The sequence below is a fragment of the Streptomyces sp. NPDC091376 genome (genome assembly GCF_044757085.1).
GTDB lineage: Bacteria > Actinomycetota > Actinomycetes > Streptomycetales > Streptomycetaceae > Streptomyces > Streptomyces pratisoli.
In genome coordinates, this window is the sequence record NZ_JBIVUF010000006.1 from 154,382 (window position 1) to 173,914 (window position 19,533).

At 70.3% G+C, this 19,533-nt stretch carries 14 protein-coding genes; 5 read left to right on the forward strand and 9 right to left on the reverse strand.

What is annotated here, in order from left to right:
- Window positions 1-47: 47 nt before the first annotated feature.
- The 3 genes from ACIQMR_RS15050 to ACIQMR_RS15060 all read left to right on the forward strand — a co-directional run bounded on the left by ACIQMR_RS15050 (window position 48) and on the right by ACIQMR_RS15060 (window position 2,228).
- On the forward strand, window positions 48-1,319 hold the full coding sequence (locus tag ACIQMR_RS15050; protein ID WP_401386881.1) for a sensor histidine kinase: 1,272 nt from the start codon (window positions 48-50) through the stop codon (window positions 1,317-1,319).
- Window positions 1,283-1,951, forward strand: a complete 669-nt coding sequence (locus ACIQMR_RS15055; RefSeq protein WP_401386160.1) for a response regulator — start codon at window positions 1,283-1,285, stop codon at window positions 1,949-1,951. Before ACIQMR_RS15050 ends, ACIQMR_RS15055 begins: the two co-directional genes overlap by 37 nt.
- A gap of 61 nt (window positions 1,952-2,012) precedes the next feature.
- Complete coding sequence (locus tag ACIQMR_RS15060; protein WP_401386884.1) at window positions 2,013-2,228, forward strand: hypothetical protein; 216 nt, start codon at window positions 2,013-2,015, stop codon at window positions 2,226-2,228.
- Window positions 2,229-2,346: 118 nt separating this feature from the next.
- On the opposite strand, the gene ACIQMR_RS15065 is transcribed toward ACIQMR_RS15060, so the two are convergent.
- The 9 genes from ACIQMR_RS15065 to ACIQMR_RS15105 all read right to left on the reverse strand — a co-directional run bounded on the left by ACIQMR_RS15065 (window position 2,347) and on the right by ACIQMR_RS15105 (window position 15,909).
- Complete coding sequence (locus tag ACIQMR_RS15065) at window positions 2,347-3,537, reverse strand: thiolase family protein (RefSeq protein ID WP_401386162.1); 1,191 nt, start codon at window positions 3,535-3,537, stop codon at window positions 2,347-2,349.
- Window positions 3,538-3,637: 100 nt separating this feature from the next.
- A complete protein-coding gene (locus tag ACIQMR_RS15070) occupies window positions 3,638-4,282 on the reverse strand; it encodes a CoA transferase subunit B (RefSeq protein WP_401386165.1) in 645 nt (214 codons plus the stop codon).
- On the reverse strand, window positions 4,282-5,067 hold the full coding sequence (locus ACIQMR_RS15075) for a CoA transferase subunit A (RefSeq protein WP_401386168.1): 786 nt from the start codon (window positions 5,065-5,067) through the stop codon (window positions 4,282-4,284). The genes ACIQMR_RS15070 and ACIQMR_RS15075 overlap by 1 nt, the downstream gene beginning before the upstream one ends.
- Before the next feature lie 149 nt (window positions 5,068-5,216).
- On the reverse strand, window positions 5,217-6,980 hold the full coding sequence (locus tag ACIQMR_RS15080) for an FAD-dependent oxidoreductase (RefSeq protein WP_401386171.1): 1,764 nt from the start codon (window positions 6,978-6,980) through the stop codon (window positions 5,217-5,219).
- Window positions 6,981-6,994: 14 nt separating this feature from the next.
- Complete coding sequence (locus ACIQMR_RS15085; RefSeq protein WP_401386174.1) at window positions 6,995-9,082, reverse strand: maleylacetate reductase and hydroxyquinol 1,2-dioxygenase domain-containing protein; 2,088 nt, start codon at window positions 9,080-9,082, stop codon at window positions 6,995-6,997.
- 276 nt (window positions 9,083-9,358) lie between these two features.
- Window positions 9,359-10,249 carry a helix-turn-helix domain-containing protein gene (locus ACIQMR_RS15090; protein ID WP_401386177.1) on the reverse strand — a complete coding sequence of 297 codons (891 nt, stop codon included), beginning with the start codon at window positions 10,247-10,249 and terminating at the stop codon, window positions 9,359-9,361.
- Window positions 10,250-10,580: 331 nt separating this feature from the next.
- Window positions 10,581-10,760: a hypothetical protein gene (locus tag ACIQMR_RS15095; RefSeq protein ID WP_401386180.1), complete on the reverse strand. Its 180-nt coding sequence runs from the start codon at window positions 10,758-10,760 to the stop codon at window positions 10,581-10,583.
- A 405-nt stretch (window positions 10,761-11,165) separates the two neighbouring features.
- Window positions 11,166-12,164, reverse strand: a complete 999-nt coding sequence (locus ACIQMR_RS15100) for a 1-aminocyclopropane-1-carboxylate deaminase/D-cysteine desulfhydrase (protein WP_401386183.1) — start codon at window positions 12,162-12,164, stop codon at window positions 11,166-11,168.
- A gap of 400 nt (window positions 12,165-12,564) precedes the next feature.
- Window positions 12,565-15,909 carry a LamG-like jellyroll fold domain-containing protein gene (locus tag ACIQMR_RS15105; RefSeq protein ID WP_401386186.1) on the reverse strand — a complete coding sequence of 1,115 codons (3,345 nt, stop codon included), beginning with the start codon at window positions 15,907-15,909 and terminating at the stop codon, window positions 12,565-12,567.
- Window positions 15,910-16,514: 605 nt separating this feature from the next.
- Between ACIQMR_RS15105 and ACIQMR_RS15110 the strand changes: the two genes are divergently transcribed.
- Both ACIQMR_RS15110 and ACIQMR_RS15115 read left to right on the forward strand, forming a co-directional pair.
- A complete protein-coding gene (locus ACIQMR_RS15110) occupies window positions 16,515-17,600 on the forward strand; it encodes an ABC transporter substrate-binding protein (protein WP_401386189.1) in 1,086 nt (361 codons plus the stop codon).
- Window positions 17,601-17,760: 160 nt separating this feature from the next.
- Window positions 17,761-19,515 carry a sugar ABC transporter ATP-binding protein gene (locus ACIQMR_RS15115; RefSeq protein ID WP_401386192.1) on the forward strand — a complete coding sequence of 585 codons (1,755 nt, stop codon included), beginning with the start codon at window positions 17,761-17,763 and terminating at the stop codon, window positions 19,513-19,515.
- The last annotated feature ends 18 nt before the right edge of the window (window positions 19,516-19,533 follow it).

The following is a 19,533-nucleotide window of genomic DNA, read 5'->3' on the forward strand; positions in this document are numbered from 1 at the left end:
GGCCACTTACGGTCATGCACATGCACCCTCGAAATGTGTGGCAGGCCATGTCCGGGCCGGGCTTCCTGCTGTCGGCCTGGCCATGGCGCTCCGCCGCGTATCTGCTCACCGGCGTGGTGACCGGCGTCGCCGCCCTGGTGGGGATCGTGACGATGGCAGCGGTCGGCGGCGCGCTTGCCATCGTGTTGGTGGGGCTTCCTCTGCTCGTCCTGGTCGCCCTCAGCGGGATCCCGGTGGCCTGGGTGGAGCGGCGCAGGCTGCGCCTGATCGACCGCGGCCCGGTGTCCGGCCGGCACCAGGTGCCGACCGCGCCGGGACTGTGGGCCTGGCTGACCACCAGGCTGCGTGAGCAGGCGACCTGGCGGGAGCTCGGGTACACCGTGCTGTTCGCCCTTCTGCTGTGGCCGGTCGACATCCTGGCGATCACGGTCGCCCTGCTGTTCCCGCTGTCCATGGCCGCCACGCCCCTGCTGATGATCACGGTCGGCGACGGTGATGAGGCGAAGGTGCTCAAGCAGTGGACGGTCACCACCTGGCCGGCCGCCTTCGGCATCGCTGTACTTGGCCTGCTCCTGATGGGCGTGGGCGCCTACGTGCTCGGCGCCGCGGCGGGCGCCCGCGCCGAGCTGGCCCGGCTGCTGATCGCCTCCCGCGAGGGGGAGCTCGACGCGAAGGTGGTCGAACTGGCACGCTCCCGGGCCCGGTTGGTGGATGCCTTCGAGGCCGAACGGCGCCGTATCGAGCGCGATCTGCACGACGGCGCCCAACAGCGCCTTGTGGCCCTGACGATGATCCTCGGCCTGACCCGACTCGATGCCCCGCCCGGCCCGCTCTCCGACCAGGTCACCAGGGCACACGAGGAGGCGAGCAAGACGCTCGCGGAACTGCGCGAGCTCATCCACGGCATCTACCCCAAGGTCCTCACCGACTACGGCCTTCAGGCAGCGATCGCCGATGCCGCCGACCGCTGCGTGGTCCCCGTAGACGTCGGTCTCCAACTGTCGGGCCGGCCGACCCAGGCGGTCGAGTCCGCAGCGTACTTCGTGGTCTGCGAGGCGCTCGCCAACGTCGCCAAACACAGCGGGGCCGACCGCGCGCAGGTCAGCGGCGGTCATCGCGACGGACGTCTGTTCCTCGAGGTACGCGATGACGGCTGCGGTGGCGCGGACCCCTCGGCGGGCAGCGGCCTCACCGGTCTCGCGGACCGAGTGTCGGTCCTGGATGGCAGACTTGTCCTGACCAGTCCGCCGGGTGGACCGACTCTGTTGCGTGTGGAGTTTCCTTGCGAGTTGACCATGGCGGCCGATCGCTGCGCGTAGTACTGGCCGAGGACAGCGTGCTGCTGCGGGAGGGACTCATCGGCCTGCTCAGCCGCTGCGGCCACGTGGTGGTGGCGGCCGTCGGGGACGCGCAGGCACTGATCGCCGCTGTCGAGGAGCATGCCCCCGACGTCGTGGTGACGGATGTACGCATGCCGCCCGGTTTCCAGGACGAGGGCCTGCACGCGGCAGTGCGGCTGCGCGAGAAGCGGCCCACCCTCCCGGTCCTGGTCCTCAGCCAGTACGTGCAACGGACGTACGCCGCCGAACTGCTGGACTCCGGCGACGGATCGGGCGTCGGCTATCTCCTCAAGGACCGAGTCGGCCAGGTCGAGGAGTTCGTGGATGCCCTGCACAAGGTGGCGGACGGCGGGACCGTGGTCGACCCCGAGGTGGTGCGCCAGTTGCTGCGCCGTCGCCGCGATCCGCTGGAGCAGCTCACCCCGCGCGAACGCGAGGTGCTGGCACTCGTCGCCGAGGGCAGGTCCAACGGCGCGATCGCCAAAGAGCTGGTGGTTTCGGAAGCCGCGATCGGCAAGCACATCGGCAACATCCTCACCAAGCTGGATCTGCCTCCCACGGACGAGAACCACCGCAGGGTCCTGGCCGTCCTCACGTACCTGCGGGCCTGACTGCGACCGGGTGCACCGGGTGCACCGCACGGCGTGTCGTTAGACTCTCGCGGTGGACACCATGAAGTGCACGCAGTGCGGCACCACCGATCTGGAACCAGGGTTCGTCGAAGACGCCGGCGAGCACTCCCGGGGCTATGCCCGATGGATCGCCGGCCCCCTTGAGCGCGGCATACTCGGCGGCGCAAAGCGGATGGGGCGGCCCCGCTGGCAGATCGACGCATACCGCTGCCCGAAGTGCGGCCATTTGGAGCTTTTCGCCAGGCAGCAGGCCTGAGCACCCGGCGAACACCACACACTCAAGGGGCGCCGTACCCGTACCCGCACCCGTACCCGTACCCGTACCCCTGAGCGGGCCGGGGGCGACGCCGCCCCGTCAACGGCCGGAGCGCGACTCAGCGTTCCAGGATCAGGGCCATGCCCTGGCCGACGCCGATGCACAGTGCGGCCAGGCCCGTGCCCGAGCCCGCTTCCGCGAGTTGGTGGGCGACCGCTCCGGTGATGCGGGCGCCGGAGGCGCCGAGGGGGTGGCCGAGGGCGACGGCGCCGCCTCTCGGGTTGAGGAGGCCGGGGTCGAGTTCGGGAAGGGCCGCGAGGCAGCCCAGTGCCTGGGCGGCGTAGGCCTCGTTGAGTTCGACGGTGCGCAGGTCGCCGAAGTCGCGCCCGGCCTTCGCGAGGGCCTTGCGGATGGCCTCGACCGGGCCGAGGCCGAAGTACTGCGGCTCGATGCCGGTGACGGCGTTGGCCCGGATCCGGGCCAGCGGCTCACGGCCGATCTCGGCCAGCCCGGCCTCGTCGGCCAGCAGCAGTGCCGCCGCACCGTCGTTGAGGGGTGAGGCGTTGCCGGCCGTGACCGTACCGCCCGCGCGGAAGACGGGCTTGAGACGGGCCAGCGCCGCCAGGGAGGTGTCGTCCCGGATGCCCTCGTCGCGAGGAAGGTCCACACCCTCGACGGGAACCACCTCGGCGTCGTACGCACCGTTCTTCCAGGCCCGGGCCGCCTTCTCGTGACTCGCGAGCGCGAAGACGTCCTGGGCCTCGCGGGTGATGCCGTACTTGTCGGCGATCAGCTCGGCGGTCTCGCCGAGCGGGATGGTCCATTCCTCGGGCATGCGCGGGTTGACCATCCGCCAGCCGAGGGTGGTGGAGTACAGCTGCTGGTTGCCGACGGGGAAGGCCCGCTCCGGTTTCGGCAGGACCCAGGGGGCGCGGCTCATGGACTCCACCCCGCCGGCCACGGCGATCGACGCGTCGCCGAGCGCCACGGCGCGGGCCGCCTGCACGACGGCCTCCAGCCCCGAGCCGCACAGCCGGTTGACGGCGGATCCGGGCACCGTGACGGGCAGTCCGGCCAGCAGGACGGCCATGCGGGCGACGTCGCGGTTCTCCTCCCCCGCTCCGTTGGCGTTCCCGAACAGCACGTCGCCGATGAGAGCCGGGTCCAGGGCGGGGCTGCGGTCGAGCAGATGGCGCAGTACGCCGGCGGCGAGATCGTCGGGGCGCACGGCGGACAGGGCACCGCCGTAGCGGCCGATCGGGGTGCGGACGGCGTCGACGACGTAGACGTCCCGCGGGCGCTCGTTCATCGGGACTCCTTCTGGTTGCGAGGAACAGCTGGGGGAAGGTGATCCCGCCGGTCCGGGGCTGTCCGGGACCCGGCCGGCGGGTGCAGGGGCCGACCCGAGGTCAGCGGACGGGGGCCGGAACGTGGACCGGCGCGGCGGTGCGGGCGATGATCTCGTCCGTGGTCACGCCGGGAGCGGTCTCGACGAGGACGAGACCGTGCTCGGTAACGTCCAGGACGCCGAGGTCGGTGATGACACGGTCGACGCACGCCCGGCCGGTCAGTGGCAGGGTGCATTCGGCGACGAGCTTCGGGCTGCCGTCCTTGGCGCAGTGGTCCATGACGACGATCACCCGCCGGGCTCCGTGGATGAGGTCCATCGCACCGCCCATGCCCTTCACCATCTTGCCGGGGATCATCCAGTTGGCGAGATCCCCGGCGGCGGAGACCTGCATGGCCCCCAGAATCGCGGCGTCGATGTGACCGCCCCGGATCATCCCGAAGGACAGTGACGAATCGAAGAAGCTCGCGCCCGGCAGTACCGTGACCGTCTCCTTGCCCGCGTTGATCAGGTCGGGGTCGACGTCGTGCTCGTCGGGATACGGGCCGACGCCGAGGATGCCGTTCTCCGACTGGAGCACCACGTGGATGCCTTCGGCCATGTGCTGGGGCACCAGTGTCGGCAGGCCGATGCCGAGGTTGACGTAGTCGCCGTCCTGGATCTCGGCCGCCGCGCGGGCGGCCATCTCGTCCCTGGTCCAAGGCATCAGTGCCGCACCGTCTCTCGTGTCGGAGGCGCGGAGACCGTACGCCGTTCGATCTGCTTGTCCGCGGCCTGCTCCGGCGTCAGTTCCACCACACGCTGGACGAAGACGCCTGGGAGGTGGATCTCGTCCGGGTCCAGTTCGCCGGGCTCGACCAGCTGCTCCACCTCGGCGATCGTGACGCGGCCGGCCATCGCCGCGAGCGGGTTGAAGTTGCGGGCCGACCGATGGAAGACGAGGTTGCCGTGACGATCGCCCTTGGCGGCCCTGACGAGGGCGAAGTCGGTGGTGATGCCGTGTTCGAGCACGTACTGCCGGCCGTCGAACTCGCGGACTTCCTTGGGCGGTGAGGCGACGGCCACGCCGTCTCCCCCGGGGGAGTAGCGCCAGGGCAGTCCGCCGTCGGCGACCTGGGTGCCGACCCCGGCGGGCGTGAAGAAGGCGGGGATTCCACAGCCGCCGGCCCGCAGGCGTTCGGCGAGCGTGCCCTGAGGTGTCAGCTCGACCAGCAGTTCGCCGGAGAGGTACTGGCGGGCGAACTCCTTGTTGTCGCCCACGTAGGAGCCGGTGACGCGGGCGATGCGCCCCGCGGCGAGGAGGATCCCGAGGCCGCCGCCGTCGACACCGCAGTTGTTGGACACCACGCCGAGCTCGCTGGCGCCGGTCGCGTACAGCGCCTGGATCAGCACATTGGGGACGCCGCTGAGGCCGAAGCCGCCCACGGCGAGCGACACTCCGTCCTCGACGTCCGCCAGCGCCGCCTCGGCGCCGGCCACCACCTTGTCCATGTGCACCGCACTCCGTTCGGTTCGGCAACAGCGCGAGTGGCGCCTGCCTTTGTTCGAGTGGTCGATCGGTCGTGTGCGCGTCCCGCGCGCTGCCGGAACTGCCCGGCACTGCTCCGCACTGCTCAGCGGCTGCCGGCGCGCCGGCGCTGTCAGCGGTGCAGCACGGTCTTCAGCGCGCCGAGCAGCTCTTCGTACGCGGAGGGTTCGGTCTCCGGCGCCGAGGCGGACCTCCAGGCGATGTGCCCGTCGGGCCGGACGAGCAGGCAACCGTCCTCGGCCAGTTCCGATGTCCGGCGCCACTCGCCGTAGGCGTCGCGGCTGTTCCCGGCGCCGATGCGGACGGACTTCAGGGGAATGCCCAGAGCGTTTCCGCAGTCGGCCGCGGCGGCCTCCCACACCCCACCGGACAGCCCGGTCACGACCGTGAAGGAGCCCTTGCCGACGACGTCCAGCGTGGAGATCCGGTGGCCTCCGCCGTCGACGAGCCAGGCGTGCGGCAGTTTGGCGCCGGGGCGGGTCGTGGGCCGGTGGATGAGCTCCGGGTCACCTGTCGACACCTCGGCCGGACCTGCGTCCTCGACGACCGCGGCGGAGACGTAGCGCTGGTTCATCTCGACACCGTGGGCGTTGAACTCGTAGTTCTTCAGCTGGATGGCCTCTTCCAGCGCCTGGCGCCGCTTGGCACCGTCGGCCGTCTCGCCCCGGCACGCGGCGAGGCCCCGGGCGATGTCGTCCTCCTCGCTGTACCCGTCCAGGCCGAGGGCCTGGAAGACCGGGCCGAACTGGTCGCGGCTCAGGTTGGCGCGATCGACGATCTGCTTGCCGACCGGTGCCCGCTCCGCGGTGTAGGAGTCGAGGAGCCCCGGCCCGGCCTCCCCGCGGATGACCATGGCGAGCTTCCAGGCCAGGTTGTACGAGTCCTGGATCGACGTGTTGGAGCCGAGACCGTTGGACGGCGGGTGCCGGTGCACCGCGTCCCCGGCGCAGAAGACCCGCCCGGACGAGTACGTCGTGGCGTAGCTGTGGTTGACCGTCCACAGCGAACTCGACGTGATCTCGACGGGAATGTCCCGGTCGCCTATGAGGTCGTGCACGATGTCCCGGGCGGCCGCCTCGTCCATGTCCGGTGCGGGCCGGTCGATGTCGTATCCCCACACGAGCAGCCACTCGTTCCAGGGCCGCACCATGCGCACCAGACCCATTCCGATGCCGCCCATGTGGGCGCCGGGACGCATCACCCAGTACAGGACGCTCGGGCGGTGGGCCACGTAACGCGAGAGGTCGGCCTTGAAGGTGATGTTCATGCTGCCGGCCTTGCCGCTCTGCCCGGCGATCGGCAGCCCGATCTGCTCTGCGACCCTGCTGCGACCGCCGTCGGCACCGATCAGGTAGCGGGCCCGCACCGTGAACTCGTCGCCGCGCACCCGGTCCCGCAGGCGGGCGGTGACCCCGTCGGCGTCCTGTTCGAGGTCGAGGAACTCGGTGTCGAAGCGGATCTTGGCTCCCCGCGCGGCGGCGTTCTTCACCAGGATCGGTTCCAGGTAGGTCTGCGGGAGGTCGATCATCTGCGCGGGGCTGGCGGTGCCGTACTCGGTCGCGGAGTGCGGACCGGTGCCCCAGCTGCGGATCCTGCCGATCTCCTCGCCGGCCAGGGCGGTGCACAGCACGGTGTCGCCCATGAGCTCGGCGGGGCTGCCGGCTTCGGCGGCCTCGGCGTCCACACCGAGGTCGCGCAGCACCTCCATCGTGCGCTGGTTGGTGATGTGCGCACGGGGGGTGTTGGCCAGCCAGCCGTACTTGGTGACGAGCAGCGTGCGAACGCCGTACGAAGCCAGGAGGAGGGCCGCGGAGCCACCGGCGGGGCCGCTGCCGACCACGAGGACGTCGGTGTCGTAGGTCTGGGTCGATTCCATCGGACTGCTCCTGATCAGCGTGCCGAGCCGGTGGCGAGGCGGGCGATACGGAAGGTGAAGTGCAGGCTGCGCCACTCCCCGTCGACGACGCGGCCGTCCGGGGTCGGTCCGACGCGGGGTTCGAAGTCGGCGATCAGGCCCTCCTTGACACCGAAGACGGTGTCGGAGTCCATGTAGGGCCCGCCCTCCACGAACAACTGGGTGACCAGGCGCTGGTGGCCGGGTGCGGAGATCATGAAGTGCACGTGCGGGGCACGGTAGGGATGACGGCCGACGGCTCGGAGCATCTGTCCGACGGGTCCGTCGTCCGGGATCGGGTACTCGGCCGGCAGGATCGTCCAGAAGCGCAGCCTCCCCTCGTCGTCCGTGCGCAGGCGTCCCCGGAGCACCGGGCCCTCGAGCTCCGGCAGTTGGACGTCGTAGAACCCGTCCTCGTTGGCCTGCCAGACATCCACGACGGCACCGGGCAGGGGCAGCCCGTCGGTGTCCGTGATGCGGATGTCGGCCCACAGCGGAGTGCCGGCCACGCCCTGCGAGAGGTCGCCGCCCTGGGCGGTCTCCGGCGGGCCCTCGGTGTAGAACGGCCCGAGGACCGCCGACGGGGTGGTCTGCGGGGTGCGCGAGTTGGTGAGCAGATCGACGACGCTGGAGACACCGAGTGTGTCGGACAGCAGCACGAACTCCTGGCGGGTGCTGGTGGAGAGCTGCCCGGTCCGGGTCAGGAAGTCGATCGCGTACTGCCACTCGGACTCGGTGACGTCGTTGCTCGTCACGTAGTGGTGCAGGTGCCGGACGAGGTCACCGAGCAGTTGTCCCACCCGCGGATCGGGGGCGTCGGCGAAACTCGCCAGCACCTGCGCGGTCAGCAGCTCGACGTCGGAAGCGGCTCCCTGTGGGTCCGACGCCGGGAGTGGGGCCGAGGCCGAGGCCGGGGCCGTGGCCGGGGCCGGGGCCGGGGCCGTGGCCGGGGCCGGGGCCGGGGCCGTGGCCGGGGCCGGGGCCGGGGCCGTGGCCGGGGCCGGGGCCGGGGCCGGGGCCGGAAGAACCGCCGGGCGACGGCCCTCCCACGCGTCGTGCAGCAGGCCCTCGATGCCTTCGGGGGTCAGCTCACGGGGATTGGGGTACGGCGTGGCGGTGGCCAGTTGTGCGGCCCGAGGCAGGTCCCCTTCCGCCATGCCCAGTTCGCGCAGGGAGGTGGGGCCGCCCAGGGAGGCGATCAGGTCGTAGATCCCGCTCGGCGCGTCCGTCACGCCGAGTGCGTCGGCGATGCGGTCCATGACGTCCCGAGCGGCAGGGGCGTTGTAGGCCATGGCGTGCGGCAGGATCACCGTGTGCGTCTGGGCGTGCGGCAGATCGAACGTGCCGCCCAGTGTGTGGCACAGCTTGTGGTGGAGCCCCATGCCGACGGCGGCGAGGCAGGTGCCGGACAGCCATGCGGCGTGCAGGAGGTCGGCGCGTGCCGCGGCGTCGTGCGGGTCGGCGACGAGAAGTGGCAGGGCGCGGGCGACCTTGCGGACCGCGTCGAGCGCCATGCCGTCGATCACCGGGTTCGCCTGCGGCGCGTACAGGGCCTCCACCGCGTGGGCCAGGGCGTTGACCGCACTGGTGACGGACATGCCCACCGGCAGGTCCCGGGTGAACTCGACGTCGTAGACGACGGTTTCGGGCAGGATCTCCGGAGAGGACTGGGTGGTCTTGCGCCCGTCGCGTGTCTCGCCGAGTACCGGGGTGACCTCGGAGCCGGCGTACGTGGTCGGGAGGATCAGCTGCGGCAGACCGGTCCGAAGCGCCAGTGCCTTGGCCAGCCCGGTGGTGGAACCGCCGCCCACCGCCACAAGGCAGTCGGCGGAGTGCTCCCGCAGCACGCCGAGGGCGCGTTCGGTCACGTCCACCGGGGTGTGCATCGCCGCACCGTCGAACTCCGCGACGGTGGCGTCCCCGAGGACTTCCCGTACCCGGGCGGCGGCCTTGGCCACCGGTGGGCTGGACAGGAGGAGAACTCGGGATCCACCGAGCCGCTCGACTTCGTCGCGGACCTGACCGACCGTTCCCGTGCCGAAGATGATCCGCGAGGGATGAGAGGTGTAGACGAAATTCCCCATCGAGTCCCGCCTTCGCTAGTGCCGTGTCCCTGGATGTCTGTCACCGAGTGTGGGGACCTCGGGGTTCCCGTTCCTGCACGTTCCGCGCGTCTTTCTGCAGGATCGGCGCGAAGGGCGCCGGTGGCGAAGGCGCACGCGGTGCCGAGGAGGGCACGTGGGTGGGGCGGCGGGGCGTGAGGTGACGCGCGTCAGGCTGCCCGGCGGAGCATGGCCAGGACCCGGGCGGCGGGGCCGAGTACGGCGGAGGTCGGGCGGCGCGGCAGGACGCGAGAAGGGTCAGGCGGCGCGGCGGAAGGCGGCGGGGGTCGTGCCCAGCTTGGCGCGCATCACACGGGTCAGATGCTCCTGGTGGGAGAAGCCACAGCGCAGGGCCACCTCGGCGATGGGCTGCCGGGTGGTGCGAAGCAGCCTGCGTGCGTGGTCCAGCCGCAACTGCAGCAGGAACTGGTGCGGAGACCTGCCGGTGCTGGTTCTGAACTGCCTGCTGAACTGGCTCGCGCTGAGGCCTGCGGCCGAGGCCAGCGCGGACACGGGCAGAGGCTCGGAGATCCGCTCCTCCATCAGCTCTTTCGCGGACATCAGCTGCTGGGCGTTGAGTCCCGAGAGCGCACCGCCGTGCTCGGCGTCCCAAGGGTCGGCCGTGCGGCCGGCCGTGTGGGCCCGGGCGAGCCGGGCGGCGAGCGTGGTGACGAGGTGATCGGCGTAGGTGCGGGCGGACGGCTCCCAGCGCCGTACGACGCCGTCCAGCTCCAGGACGAGCTGTTCGACCAGCGGATCCGAGCTGCCCAGCTCCTCGGCGAGTTCGACCGTCCCGTCATGGCCGTGGGCGTCCTGCAGCGCCGTGTCGCTCAGGTACAGGTGGACGGTGTTGAGCCGTTCCTGCAGTTCCACGTCCAGTGCGCGGCCCGCGGGGTGGAGGAAGATGCCCCCGGCCGGGATCTGCCGGCTCTGCGTCGACGGGCCGGACCGGCGCCTGACGGTCACCGGGCCGTCCAGATGCAGGATCAGCAGGTGTGTGGCCGCCGCGTCGAATCTCGCGCGATACGGCTGCTCACTCTGCGTGGAGACGTAGGCGTGCTCCCAGCCCAGGCCACTGCTGGTCCGGTCCGGACTCACCCATGGCTGGCACAGGATGCCGCCGGTGTCGATAAGCCCCAGCTCAGGCATCCCTGCCTCCGAGGTCGAAGTGACCGCGCAGCCTCTGCACGGTCCACCGTCCGGTGCATTTTATTGAACGCTTAATCAATGCGGAATCCTCGCGCCGCATTCCCTGCCGACAGCCGCCCGCCGCCGCATCACTGCGGGCGCGCAGTCCGCTACGGGCTGTGAGCCCACACTGCGCGCCCGCTTCCGATTGCGGGACAGCCCTCAGAAGACCTGGAGAAAGCATCCGACCGCGACTGCACCGGCGGCCGCGATCGACGTCAACCGGACAAGCATCTTCCGTGATCTCACAGCGGCCTCCCTCGAGGAAGAGTCACATCGGCCGACCGCCCGGTCACAGGCCACCCATACGTATGAGCCACCAATCCGGGTTGTACGCACCGCTCACCGAGTCGTGCGGCGCGGCCTGGTGCTCTTCCACGGTGTCCTCGAGGCGGATACGCTCCGGGAGCTTGGAGAACCGCAGGCTGCGCGACGCTTGCGCCGGGTCGGTGTTCTTGCGTTCCTGCCCCATTCGACTCCTCCTCCATACGGCGTTCCCACCGTGCTTGACAGCAACGCCCACCATTGCGGCGGGGTCGTGGATATGAAGTTCACGCTCACTTCGCTGAGCCGACCGCGCGGAGCCCGGATCGATGTGCGCGCTGACTGAACGCGCCAGGGTCCTCGTATTGTTCCGAGTGCCGCACGAGTCGTTCCCCGCACTGCACGAGCGTCGCCGGTACCGAGATCGGTACCGTGACGGACTCTCCGTGATGGACTCGCCCGCGGAGCAGAGCCGCGGGTCACCGGTTCAAGCGGTGACCAGATGATTGCAGCCCGATTCGTCACCCGTCAAGGTGGTGATGATCGTGATGCTCGTCACCTGCGCGGGGCGGCGGGCGGTCGGTCCGTCCGTCCGTCCACGGTGCGCCGGAGATCAGCGAGGACCGTTGGTGTTGAGGAAGAGCACCGGACCCGGATCCAGACGCCGGTCGTGGGCCATCGCGAGCAGCGCCGCCAGTGCTTTGCCGGTGTACACCGGTTCGAGCTCCAGCGACGCCGTGGCCGCGGCGAGGGACAGCGCCCGAGCAGCCTCCGGGGTGGCATGGCCGTAGCCGGGGCCCAGCCAGTCCCTGACCACCGTCATGTCCGCCGCGGTGAGGCCGGTCCGTGCGACGTCCGCGCCGCGCCTTCGGAGCAGGCGTTCCGTCCGGTCGGCCAGCGCGACGATGCCCGGTGCGTCGAGGCGCAGCGTGTCGTTGACGACCACACCGACCACCCTGCTGCGCAGCCCCGCCAGCCGCAGGCCGAGCGCCAGCCCGGCCGCCGTGCCCCCGGAACCGACCGCCGTGACCACATGGGAGGGCTCTGGCAGTTCACCCGAGGCGACCTGGGCCGCCAGCTCGAAGGCGACCTCGACGTATCCGAGGGTGCCGACAGGTGTGGAACCGCCCGCGGGCAGGAAGTAGGGGAGCCGGCCGCCCGAGGAGTGCCGCAGGAAGAGCCAGGGGGCGGCGGCGACGGTCCGCCGCTTGGTCCGGGTGAAGTGCAGCGTGGCACCGGAGCGGCGCAGCCGCGCCAATTGCGCACGGACATGGTCGTCGACCGGCTGGTCGATCAGCGCGAGGGCGGTCGCCAGCCCCTGTTCCCGGGCGTAGAGGGCGGCGGCCAGGCCCCAGTTCGTACCGAGTCCGCCCACGCTGAGGAGCGTATGCGCGCCGCGGCGGCGGGCGTCGGGCAGGATCCACTCCAGTTTCCGGATCTTGTTGCCGCCCCAGCCGCCCTCTCCGTATCCGCTCTCGTCCTTGCACCAGACCGGGAGCGCCGCGGTCAGCGCGGTCAGCCGGCGGACCGGTGTCGGTTCCCTGCCCAGCCGGAGGTGGGGCAGGGAATCGGCCAGCGGCGGGAAGTGCCTGTGCAGCAGCGGACGGCTCATTCGCGGGCATGCCTTTCCACGAGGCGTTCTCGACCTTGTCGAGGCCTGTCCTCCCGCACGTCGCCGGGAGACCGGTCCATCGTGACCTCCTCCACACGCCGTCCCCGCTGCTGCCGTCCGATACACGCGCAACGAGAACGGCTCGTACACCGGTTCGGTTCCGAGCCCGTGGCCGTCGCGGGTCAGGGTCCGAACGCACCTGGAAAGCGCAAGTCCCCCACGCCACGGTCGAGCTGGTCGACGGGCACTGGCCGACCGTGGTCACCCCGGCGGATTCACACGGTTCTCGGAAGAGGCGTGCCGGACGCTCGGCGATCTCCGCCTGGTCGCGCGAGGGGTGTGCGGAGCACCGGCGAGCGGGACGTGGACCGCTCGCCGGTGCTCCTGGTGACGGTCGGCGCTACGGCTTCTCCTGGGCGTGGAGAGTGCTGACCTCCTCGGCGGTGAGCGCCTTGTCGTAGGCGTGGACCTGGTCGATCGAGCCGTGCCAGAAGTCGACGTTGCCGCCGCTCCACCGGGCGCGGCCGACGGAGAGCGGTCCGGTGCTGACGTCGGCGGGGCCGGGGGCTGCCGTCGCGACGAGCTTGCCGTCGACATAGAGCTCGATCTTGTTGCTCGCGGCGTCGCGCACGCCGACGAGCTGGTACCAGCGGCCGAGTTCAGGCGTGGTCGCCAGGCGGGCGCGGTTGCCGCCGGGGGTGCTGAAGGCGAACGCGCCCTGCCCGTACTGGAGGTAGAAGGGGTTCTCCTGGCGCCGGCCGTCCTGGCTGACGGCGGTCGCGTAGTTGCCGGGGAGGGAGTCGAGCGTGACCCAGGCGGAGATCGAGTAGCTCTTGGTGGTGTCGAGGACGGGGCCGTCGGTCTCGGCGAACCGGCCCTGGCCGTCGAACTCCAGCGCGCTGCCGCGGACGCCGGGGGTCCAGGCGGTGCCTTCGGTGAGCCGCAGGGTCCTGCTGTTGGGGCCGGCGTCGGCGGAGGTGGTGCCCCTGCCCTCGTCGAGGGCCCAGGAAGCGCCGCCCTTCAGCTCGTCCCGTTCACCGGCGGCTGCGCCCGCGGCGATGACCTTGCGGTTGATCTCGCGCACCCTGACCGGGTCGATCTTGATCTCCCGGCGGTCGTAGGTGTACAGGCCGTTGAGCTCGTTCTCCAGGTCGGTGATCTGTGTGTACACCGAGCCGGAGAGCTCGGCTCCGGCTGCCTCGAGGTAGAACTTCTCGGTGTTCTCGACGTACTTGCGCGTCAGTGCCTCCTTGTCGGCGACACCGCTGTAGATCACCGTGGGCGCGCCCGGCCACATGTGGCCCGGGGTGCGGAGCGTGAATCCTCCGTGCTCGCCGTCCATCGCGGCACGGTTCTCGTCGGGGAATGCGGGGTCGGTGTTGTTGTAGTCGTGGTGGTCGATGATGTCGCCCTTGCCCGAGTCACCCTTGGAGTTGCAGCAGTTGACTCCGCTGTGGGCGTTGACGATCCGGGAGGGGTCGGCGGCTCTGACGGACTCGGCGATGCGGCCGGTCTCCTCGCGGTTCCACTCGCCCCAGCCCTCGTTGAAGACGATCCAGCCGACGACCGAGGGCGCGTTGTGATGCTGCCGCATCATCTCCCGGCCCTGGTCGACGAACGCCTTCCGGCCCGTCTCGTCGGTGATGTTGCCGGAGACGAAGTCCTGCCACACCAGCAGGCCGAGCCTGTCGGCGTGGTGGAACCAGCGGGCCGGCTCCGTCTTGATGTGTTTGCGGACTGCGTTGAAGCCGAGCTTCTTGTGGGCTTCGAGGTCGAAGGCAAGGGCCTTGTCGCTGGGCGGGGTGTAGAGGCCGTCGGGCCAAAAGCCCTGGTCGAGCGTGGCGAGGGAGAAGACCGGCTTTCCGTTGAGCACCAGCTTCTTGAAGCCCCCGACTTTCTCGATGCCGATCTTCCGCATGCCGAAGTAGCTGCCGATGGTGTCCGTCGACCGGCCGTCGGTCAGTTCGACGTCGAGGTCGTAGAGGTACGGGTCGTCGGGGCTCCAGAGGTGCTGCTCGGCCACGGGCAGGCGCAGCGTGCTGTTGGCGGGCCCGCTGACCTTGCCGACGATCTTGCCGCGGGTGTCGCGGGCGACTGCTTCGACACGGGCGGCCGGGGAGGCGTCGTCGGACTCGACGGTCACGGCCAGGCTGCTGGTGTCGATGTCGGGTGTGGTGACGACGTTGTCGATCGAGGCGTCGGGTACGGGCTCCATCCAGACCGTCTGCCAGATGCCGGACGACTGGGTGTAGAAGATGCCGCCCGGGTTGGTGGACTGCTTGCCCATCGGCTGGTTCGCGCCGCCGGTGTCGGTGACCGCGACCACGACCTCCTGCGGTCCGGTGCCCGTGAGCGCCGCGGTGACGTCGGTGCTGAAGGCGTTGTAGCCGCCGGTGTGCTCGGCGACCTGCTTGCCGTTGACCCAGACGCGGGCCCGGTAGTCGACGGCGCCGAAGTTGAGCTTCAGCCGGTTGCCCTTGCCTGCCTTCCAGTCCTTGGGCACGTTCACGAGCTTGCGGTAGAACATGTGGTCCTCGTGCCGCTCGATCCCGGAGAGCTGTGACTCGACCGGGAACGGCACGATGATCTTCTCGTCGAGGTCTTTGCCGAAGACGGGCTGCTCGCCCGCGCGGGCACCGCTGAACTGCCAGGGGCCGTTGAGGTTCTTCCACTTGCCGCGCACCTGTTGCGGGCGGGGGTACTCGGGCAGTGGGTTCTTCTCGTCGAGGGATTCGCCCCATGGGGTGAGGAGGCGGTGGGTGGAGCCGTTCTGCGCGTACCGGATGATCTCCGGCACGGTCTCTTCGCCGTTCTTGAGGCCGCCTTCGCCGTCGTAGACAACCTTGACCTGCTGGTTCTTCTGGATCGGCTCGGCGAGGGTGACGAGGAGGGACTTCGGGTCACCGGGGGCGACCGCGACCGACCTGATCGGCATGGCCGTCGTGTCGGCCTCGATCTTCAGGTGGTCCTTGACCGCCCGGATGTCAGTGACCCTGTTCTCGAAGGTCGCCCGCAGCCTCCGGCCGTCCTCGGGGACGGACAGCTCCACCGGATAGACCTCGAAGTCGGCCGGCGGGGTGAACGCCGAGTCCGGTACGAGCTGCTTCGGCAGCGCCGGAGTCGACCAGCGCAGGAACATGTTCGCCCCGCCGACGTCCTGGAACATCTCAAGCCGGAAGTCCTGCTTCTGACCGGCGGTCAGCTCGACCGGTGCGCTGGTCTGTTCCTTGTCCCAGTCGCCCACCCAGTGGTCGATGACCGGCTTGCCGTCGATGAAGAGCCGGAAGCCGTTGTCGCCGATGCCGTGGAAGGTGTACGCGCCGCTGGCCGGCGGCTCGATCGCACCCGTCCAGCGAGCGGTCGTGTGCTCGGACCTTCCGGTCAGCGTTTCGAAGGTGGCCGCCAGACCGGGGAAGTTGATCTGCGGATCGAGGGAGGTGCCGCCGAGTTCCGCGAAGTCCCTGGCGCCCGGCGCCGACATGCTGAAGTACTCGCCCTTCAGGCCGTGTACGTCGATGGCGGCGTTCTCGGCGGAGCGGTTCACGACGGAGCGGTTCTCGGCCTCGGCGGAGCGGTTTACGACGGAGCGGTTCTCGGCAGAGGCCTGCTCTGCGGGGAAGGTGACCGCGCCGGTCGGCTCCGCGGCCGATGCGGTGGGGGCCAGGCTGCTCGCCGGCAGCACCAGAGCGGCAGCGATCAGCAGCGCCCTCGCTACGGCTCGTGGGCGGGTGTGTTGTCTCGTCATCGAATCTTTCCTCGTACAGAGGGGATCAGGAACCGGACCTGGGAGCGGCGGAACGACTGAAAGGCTCCGGCGAGTTGCCGTGCTCGGCTGGGGGCCATGACACATGGCGGGTCGCCGCACAGTCCCGTGAACGTGCTCCGACCGGCGGCGGACCGGATCGGCCTCAGCACGGCACGGCACCGCACGGCACCGGCGCCGGAGCGGCGCGGAGCGGCCGACCGAGACGGCCGCCGAGCATTTCAACGTTGGAAATCTGTGTCGCAGCGGAATGACAGCACGCCCTCCAGCGGCTGTCCAGACCCCTCGCACACACTCACCTGATGTGACGTCATCACCGCCATGACGGCGGGAAGTTCAGGGATCACAGGCATCTCGGAAACGTTGCACCACACTCTTGCCGGGCTTGCTCCACCAGCGTTATAACGTTGTAAAGCCGGAGCCGCCGACCGCATCTCGGAGGCTTCCGGGCCCACGTCTTCCCTGGTCAGGACCGTACTGACCACGTCTGCCGGACGTCCGCCCCCAGGCAGCCGGCTCGGCCTGTCCACCCCGCCCGACCGCACGCCACTCGGCGGTGCTGTCCCCCCGCCAAGGAGTGTCTTCCCATGACCCTTCCGCAGCGATCCCGCACGCTCGCTGTCGCCTCTCTGGTCGTCGCCACCGCCACGCTGGCCCTCTCCGGATGTGCCAAGTCGGAGAACGCGAACGACGCCGGCGGCGACAACGGCCAGGCCGCCCAGGCGGTCCGGACACCGGCGGCGTCGTCCGGTCCCGGCTGCAAGCTGGAGACCTACGGCGCTCCGAAGCTCGACCTGAAGGACGCGATCGTCGGCTTCTCCCAGTCGGAGAAGGAGGCCAACCCGTTCCGGATCGCCGAGACGCAGTCCATCAAGGACGAAGCCGCCAAGGTCGGTGTGAAGAAGCTTCTGACCACCAACGCCCAGTCCCAGCTGCCCAAGCAGATCAGCGACATCCAGGACATGCTCGCTCAGGGCGCCCAGTTCCTCATCGTCGCGCCGCTCAACTCCGACGGTCTGGAGCCTGCCTTCCAGGCGGCCGCGGCGAAGAAGGTTCCCGTCCTCACGATCGACCGCAAGGTCAACGCCACGGCCTGCAAGGACTATCTCGCCTTCCTCGGCTCCGACTTCGTCGAGCAGGGCAAGCGGTCGGCCGATGCGATGATCAAGGCGACCGGCGGCAAGGGCAAGGTCGCGATCCTCCTCGGCGCGTCCGGCAACAACGTCACCACCGACCGCACCAAGGGCTTCGTCGACCAGATCAAGGCCGAGGCGCCGGGCTTGGAGATCGTCGCCCAGCAGACCGGTGAGTTCGCCCGCGACAAGGGTCAGCAGGTCATGGAGCAGCTGATCCAGTCCAAGCCCGACATCAGCGCCGTCTACGCGGAGAACGACGAGATGGCGCTCGGCGCCGTCACCGCCCTGAAGGCCGCCGGGAAGAGTCCGGGCAAGGATGTCAAGATCGTCTCCATCGACGGTACCCGCAATGCCGTTCAGGCGCTGGCCAACGGCGAACTCAACGCCGTCATCGAGTCCAACCCCCGCTTCGGCCCGCTCGCCTTCGCCACCGTGCAGAAGTTCTACGCCGGCGAGGAGATCCCGGAGAACGTGATCATCGCCGATCGCGCGTACGACGACGCCAACGCCAAGGCCTCCGTCGGCGGAGCGTACTGACGGACCCGCTCCTCAGGCTCCTGCCCCTGATCCGGCCCTGATCCCTCCCTCATCCGGCCCTGTCCGCACGCAAGGCCACGGCCCCGCCCCGGGCCGCCACGGTGCTCGCTGCCCGTGGCGGCCCCGGATCCCACCATCGATCTCCGGAAGGCCACGTCTCATGGCACCCCCCGAAGGCGCAGCGTCCGCGGCGGCCGGCACACGGCCGGCAGCCGCGCCGACGGTGCTCGAGGCTCGCGGCGTCGGCAAACGCTTCCCCGGCGTCGTCGCCCTCGACGACGTCTCGTTCAGCTTGCGCGCGGGTGAGACCCACGCGCTCGTCGGCGAGAACGGCGCGGGCAAGTCGACCCTTGTCAAGGTGCTCACCGGTGTCCATCGCCCGGACGGCGGCGAGTTGCTGCTGTCGGGCCGGCCGGTGGACTTCGCCCGCCCCTTCGAGGCCCAGCAGGCCAGCATCTCCACGATCTACCAGGAGGTGAACCTGGTTCCGCTGATGAGCGTGGCACGCAACATCTTCCTCGGCCGCGAGCCCCGCACCCGGCTCGGACTGATCGACTTCGCGCGCATCCACAACGAGGCGGCCACCCTCCTCGGTGGGTTCGGCGTCACCGTCGACCCCCGCCGGCCCCTGCACACCCTGGGCATCGGCACCCAGCAGATGGTCGCCCTCGCCCGTGCGGTGTCCGTCAAGGCGCAGGTCGTCGTCATGGACGAACCCACCTCGTCCCTGGAACCGCGCGAGGTCGAGACCCTGTTCCGGGTCATCGGCGATCTGCGGCGCCAGAGAATCGCCGTCGTCTACGTCAGCCATCGCATGGACGAGCTGTACCGCATCTGCGACCGGGTCACCGTGCTCCGCGACGGCAGGCACATCCACACCGGCGACCTGGCCGGCCTGGACCGCGTGCAGCTGGTCTCCATGATGCTCGGCCGCACGATCTCCGAGGTCCGCCGGCACGGTGTGACGAGCTTCGGCGAGGAGGGGCACGACATCGCGCGCAGGCCCGTACTCACCGCGACCGGGCTGACCCGCAAGCACCAGCTGGACAAGGTGTCGCTGGAACTCCACCCCGGCGAAGTGCTCGGCCTCGGCGGGCTTCTGGGATCCGGCCGCAGCGAGACCGCCAAGGCCCTCGCCGGTGCTCTGCCGCTCGACGCCGGGGAGATCGGCGTCGACGGCGCCTCCCTCGGCCGGCTTTCCTCCGCGAACGCCATCCGGGCCGGCATCAGCCTGCTCCCCGAGGACCGCAAGGCCGAGGGCATCGTGCCCGGCCTCTCGGTCCGCGAGAACATCGTGCTGGCCGCGCTGCCCCGGCTCTCGCGCGCCGGCATCGTCTCGCGCGGACGACAGGACCGGGTCGTCGACATCTTCATGAAGCGCCTGCGCATCAAGGCGTCGAGCCCCGAGCAGAAGGTCGGCGAACTCTCCGGCGGCAACCAGCAGAAGGTTCTGCTCGCCCGTTGGCTGTGTCTCGAGCCGAAGGTGCTGCTGCTCGACGAGCCCACCCGCGGCATCGACGTCGGCGCCAAGGCCGAGGTGCAGGCGCTCATCGACGAGCTCGCCCAGGAAGGGCTCGCCGTGCTGCTGATCTCGTCCGACATCGAGGAACTCGTCGAAGGGTCCGACCGGATCGTGGTGCTGCGCGGCGGAGCCACGGCAGGCGAACTGACCGGCGACCAGGTCACGGAGGACGCCCTGCTCGCCGCGCTCGCCGACCACTCCCCCGCCGCGACGCCTCCCGCGGCGGGCACCGAGACCGCCGGCGCCGCGGGAGGCACCAGCCCCGGCGACACGGAGAGCCCTGGCATCGAAACCGAAACCGGCACAGGCACAGGCACAGGCACAGGCACCGGAACAGCCACCGGTGCGCACGTCCCGGCGCAGCCCACTGCCGGCGAGGAGGACCCCCGATGACCACGCGCGCCCAACCGG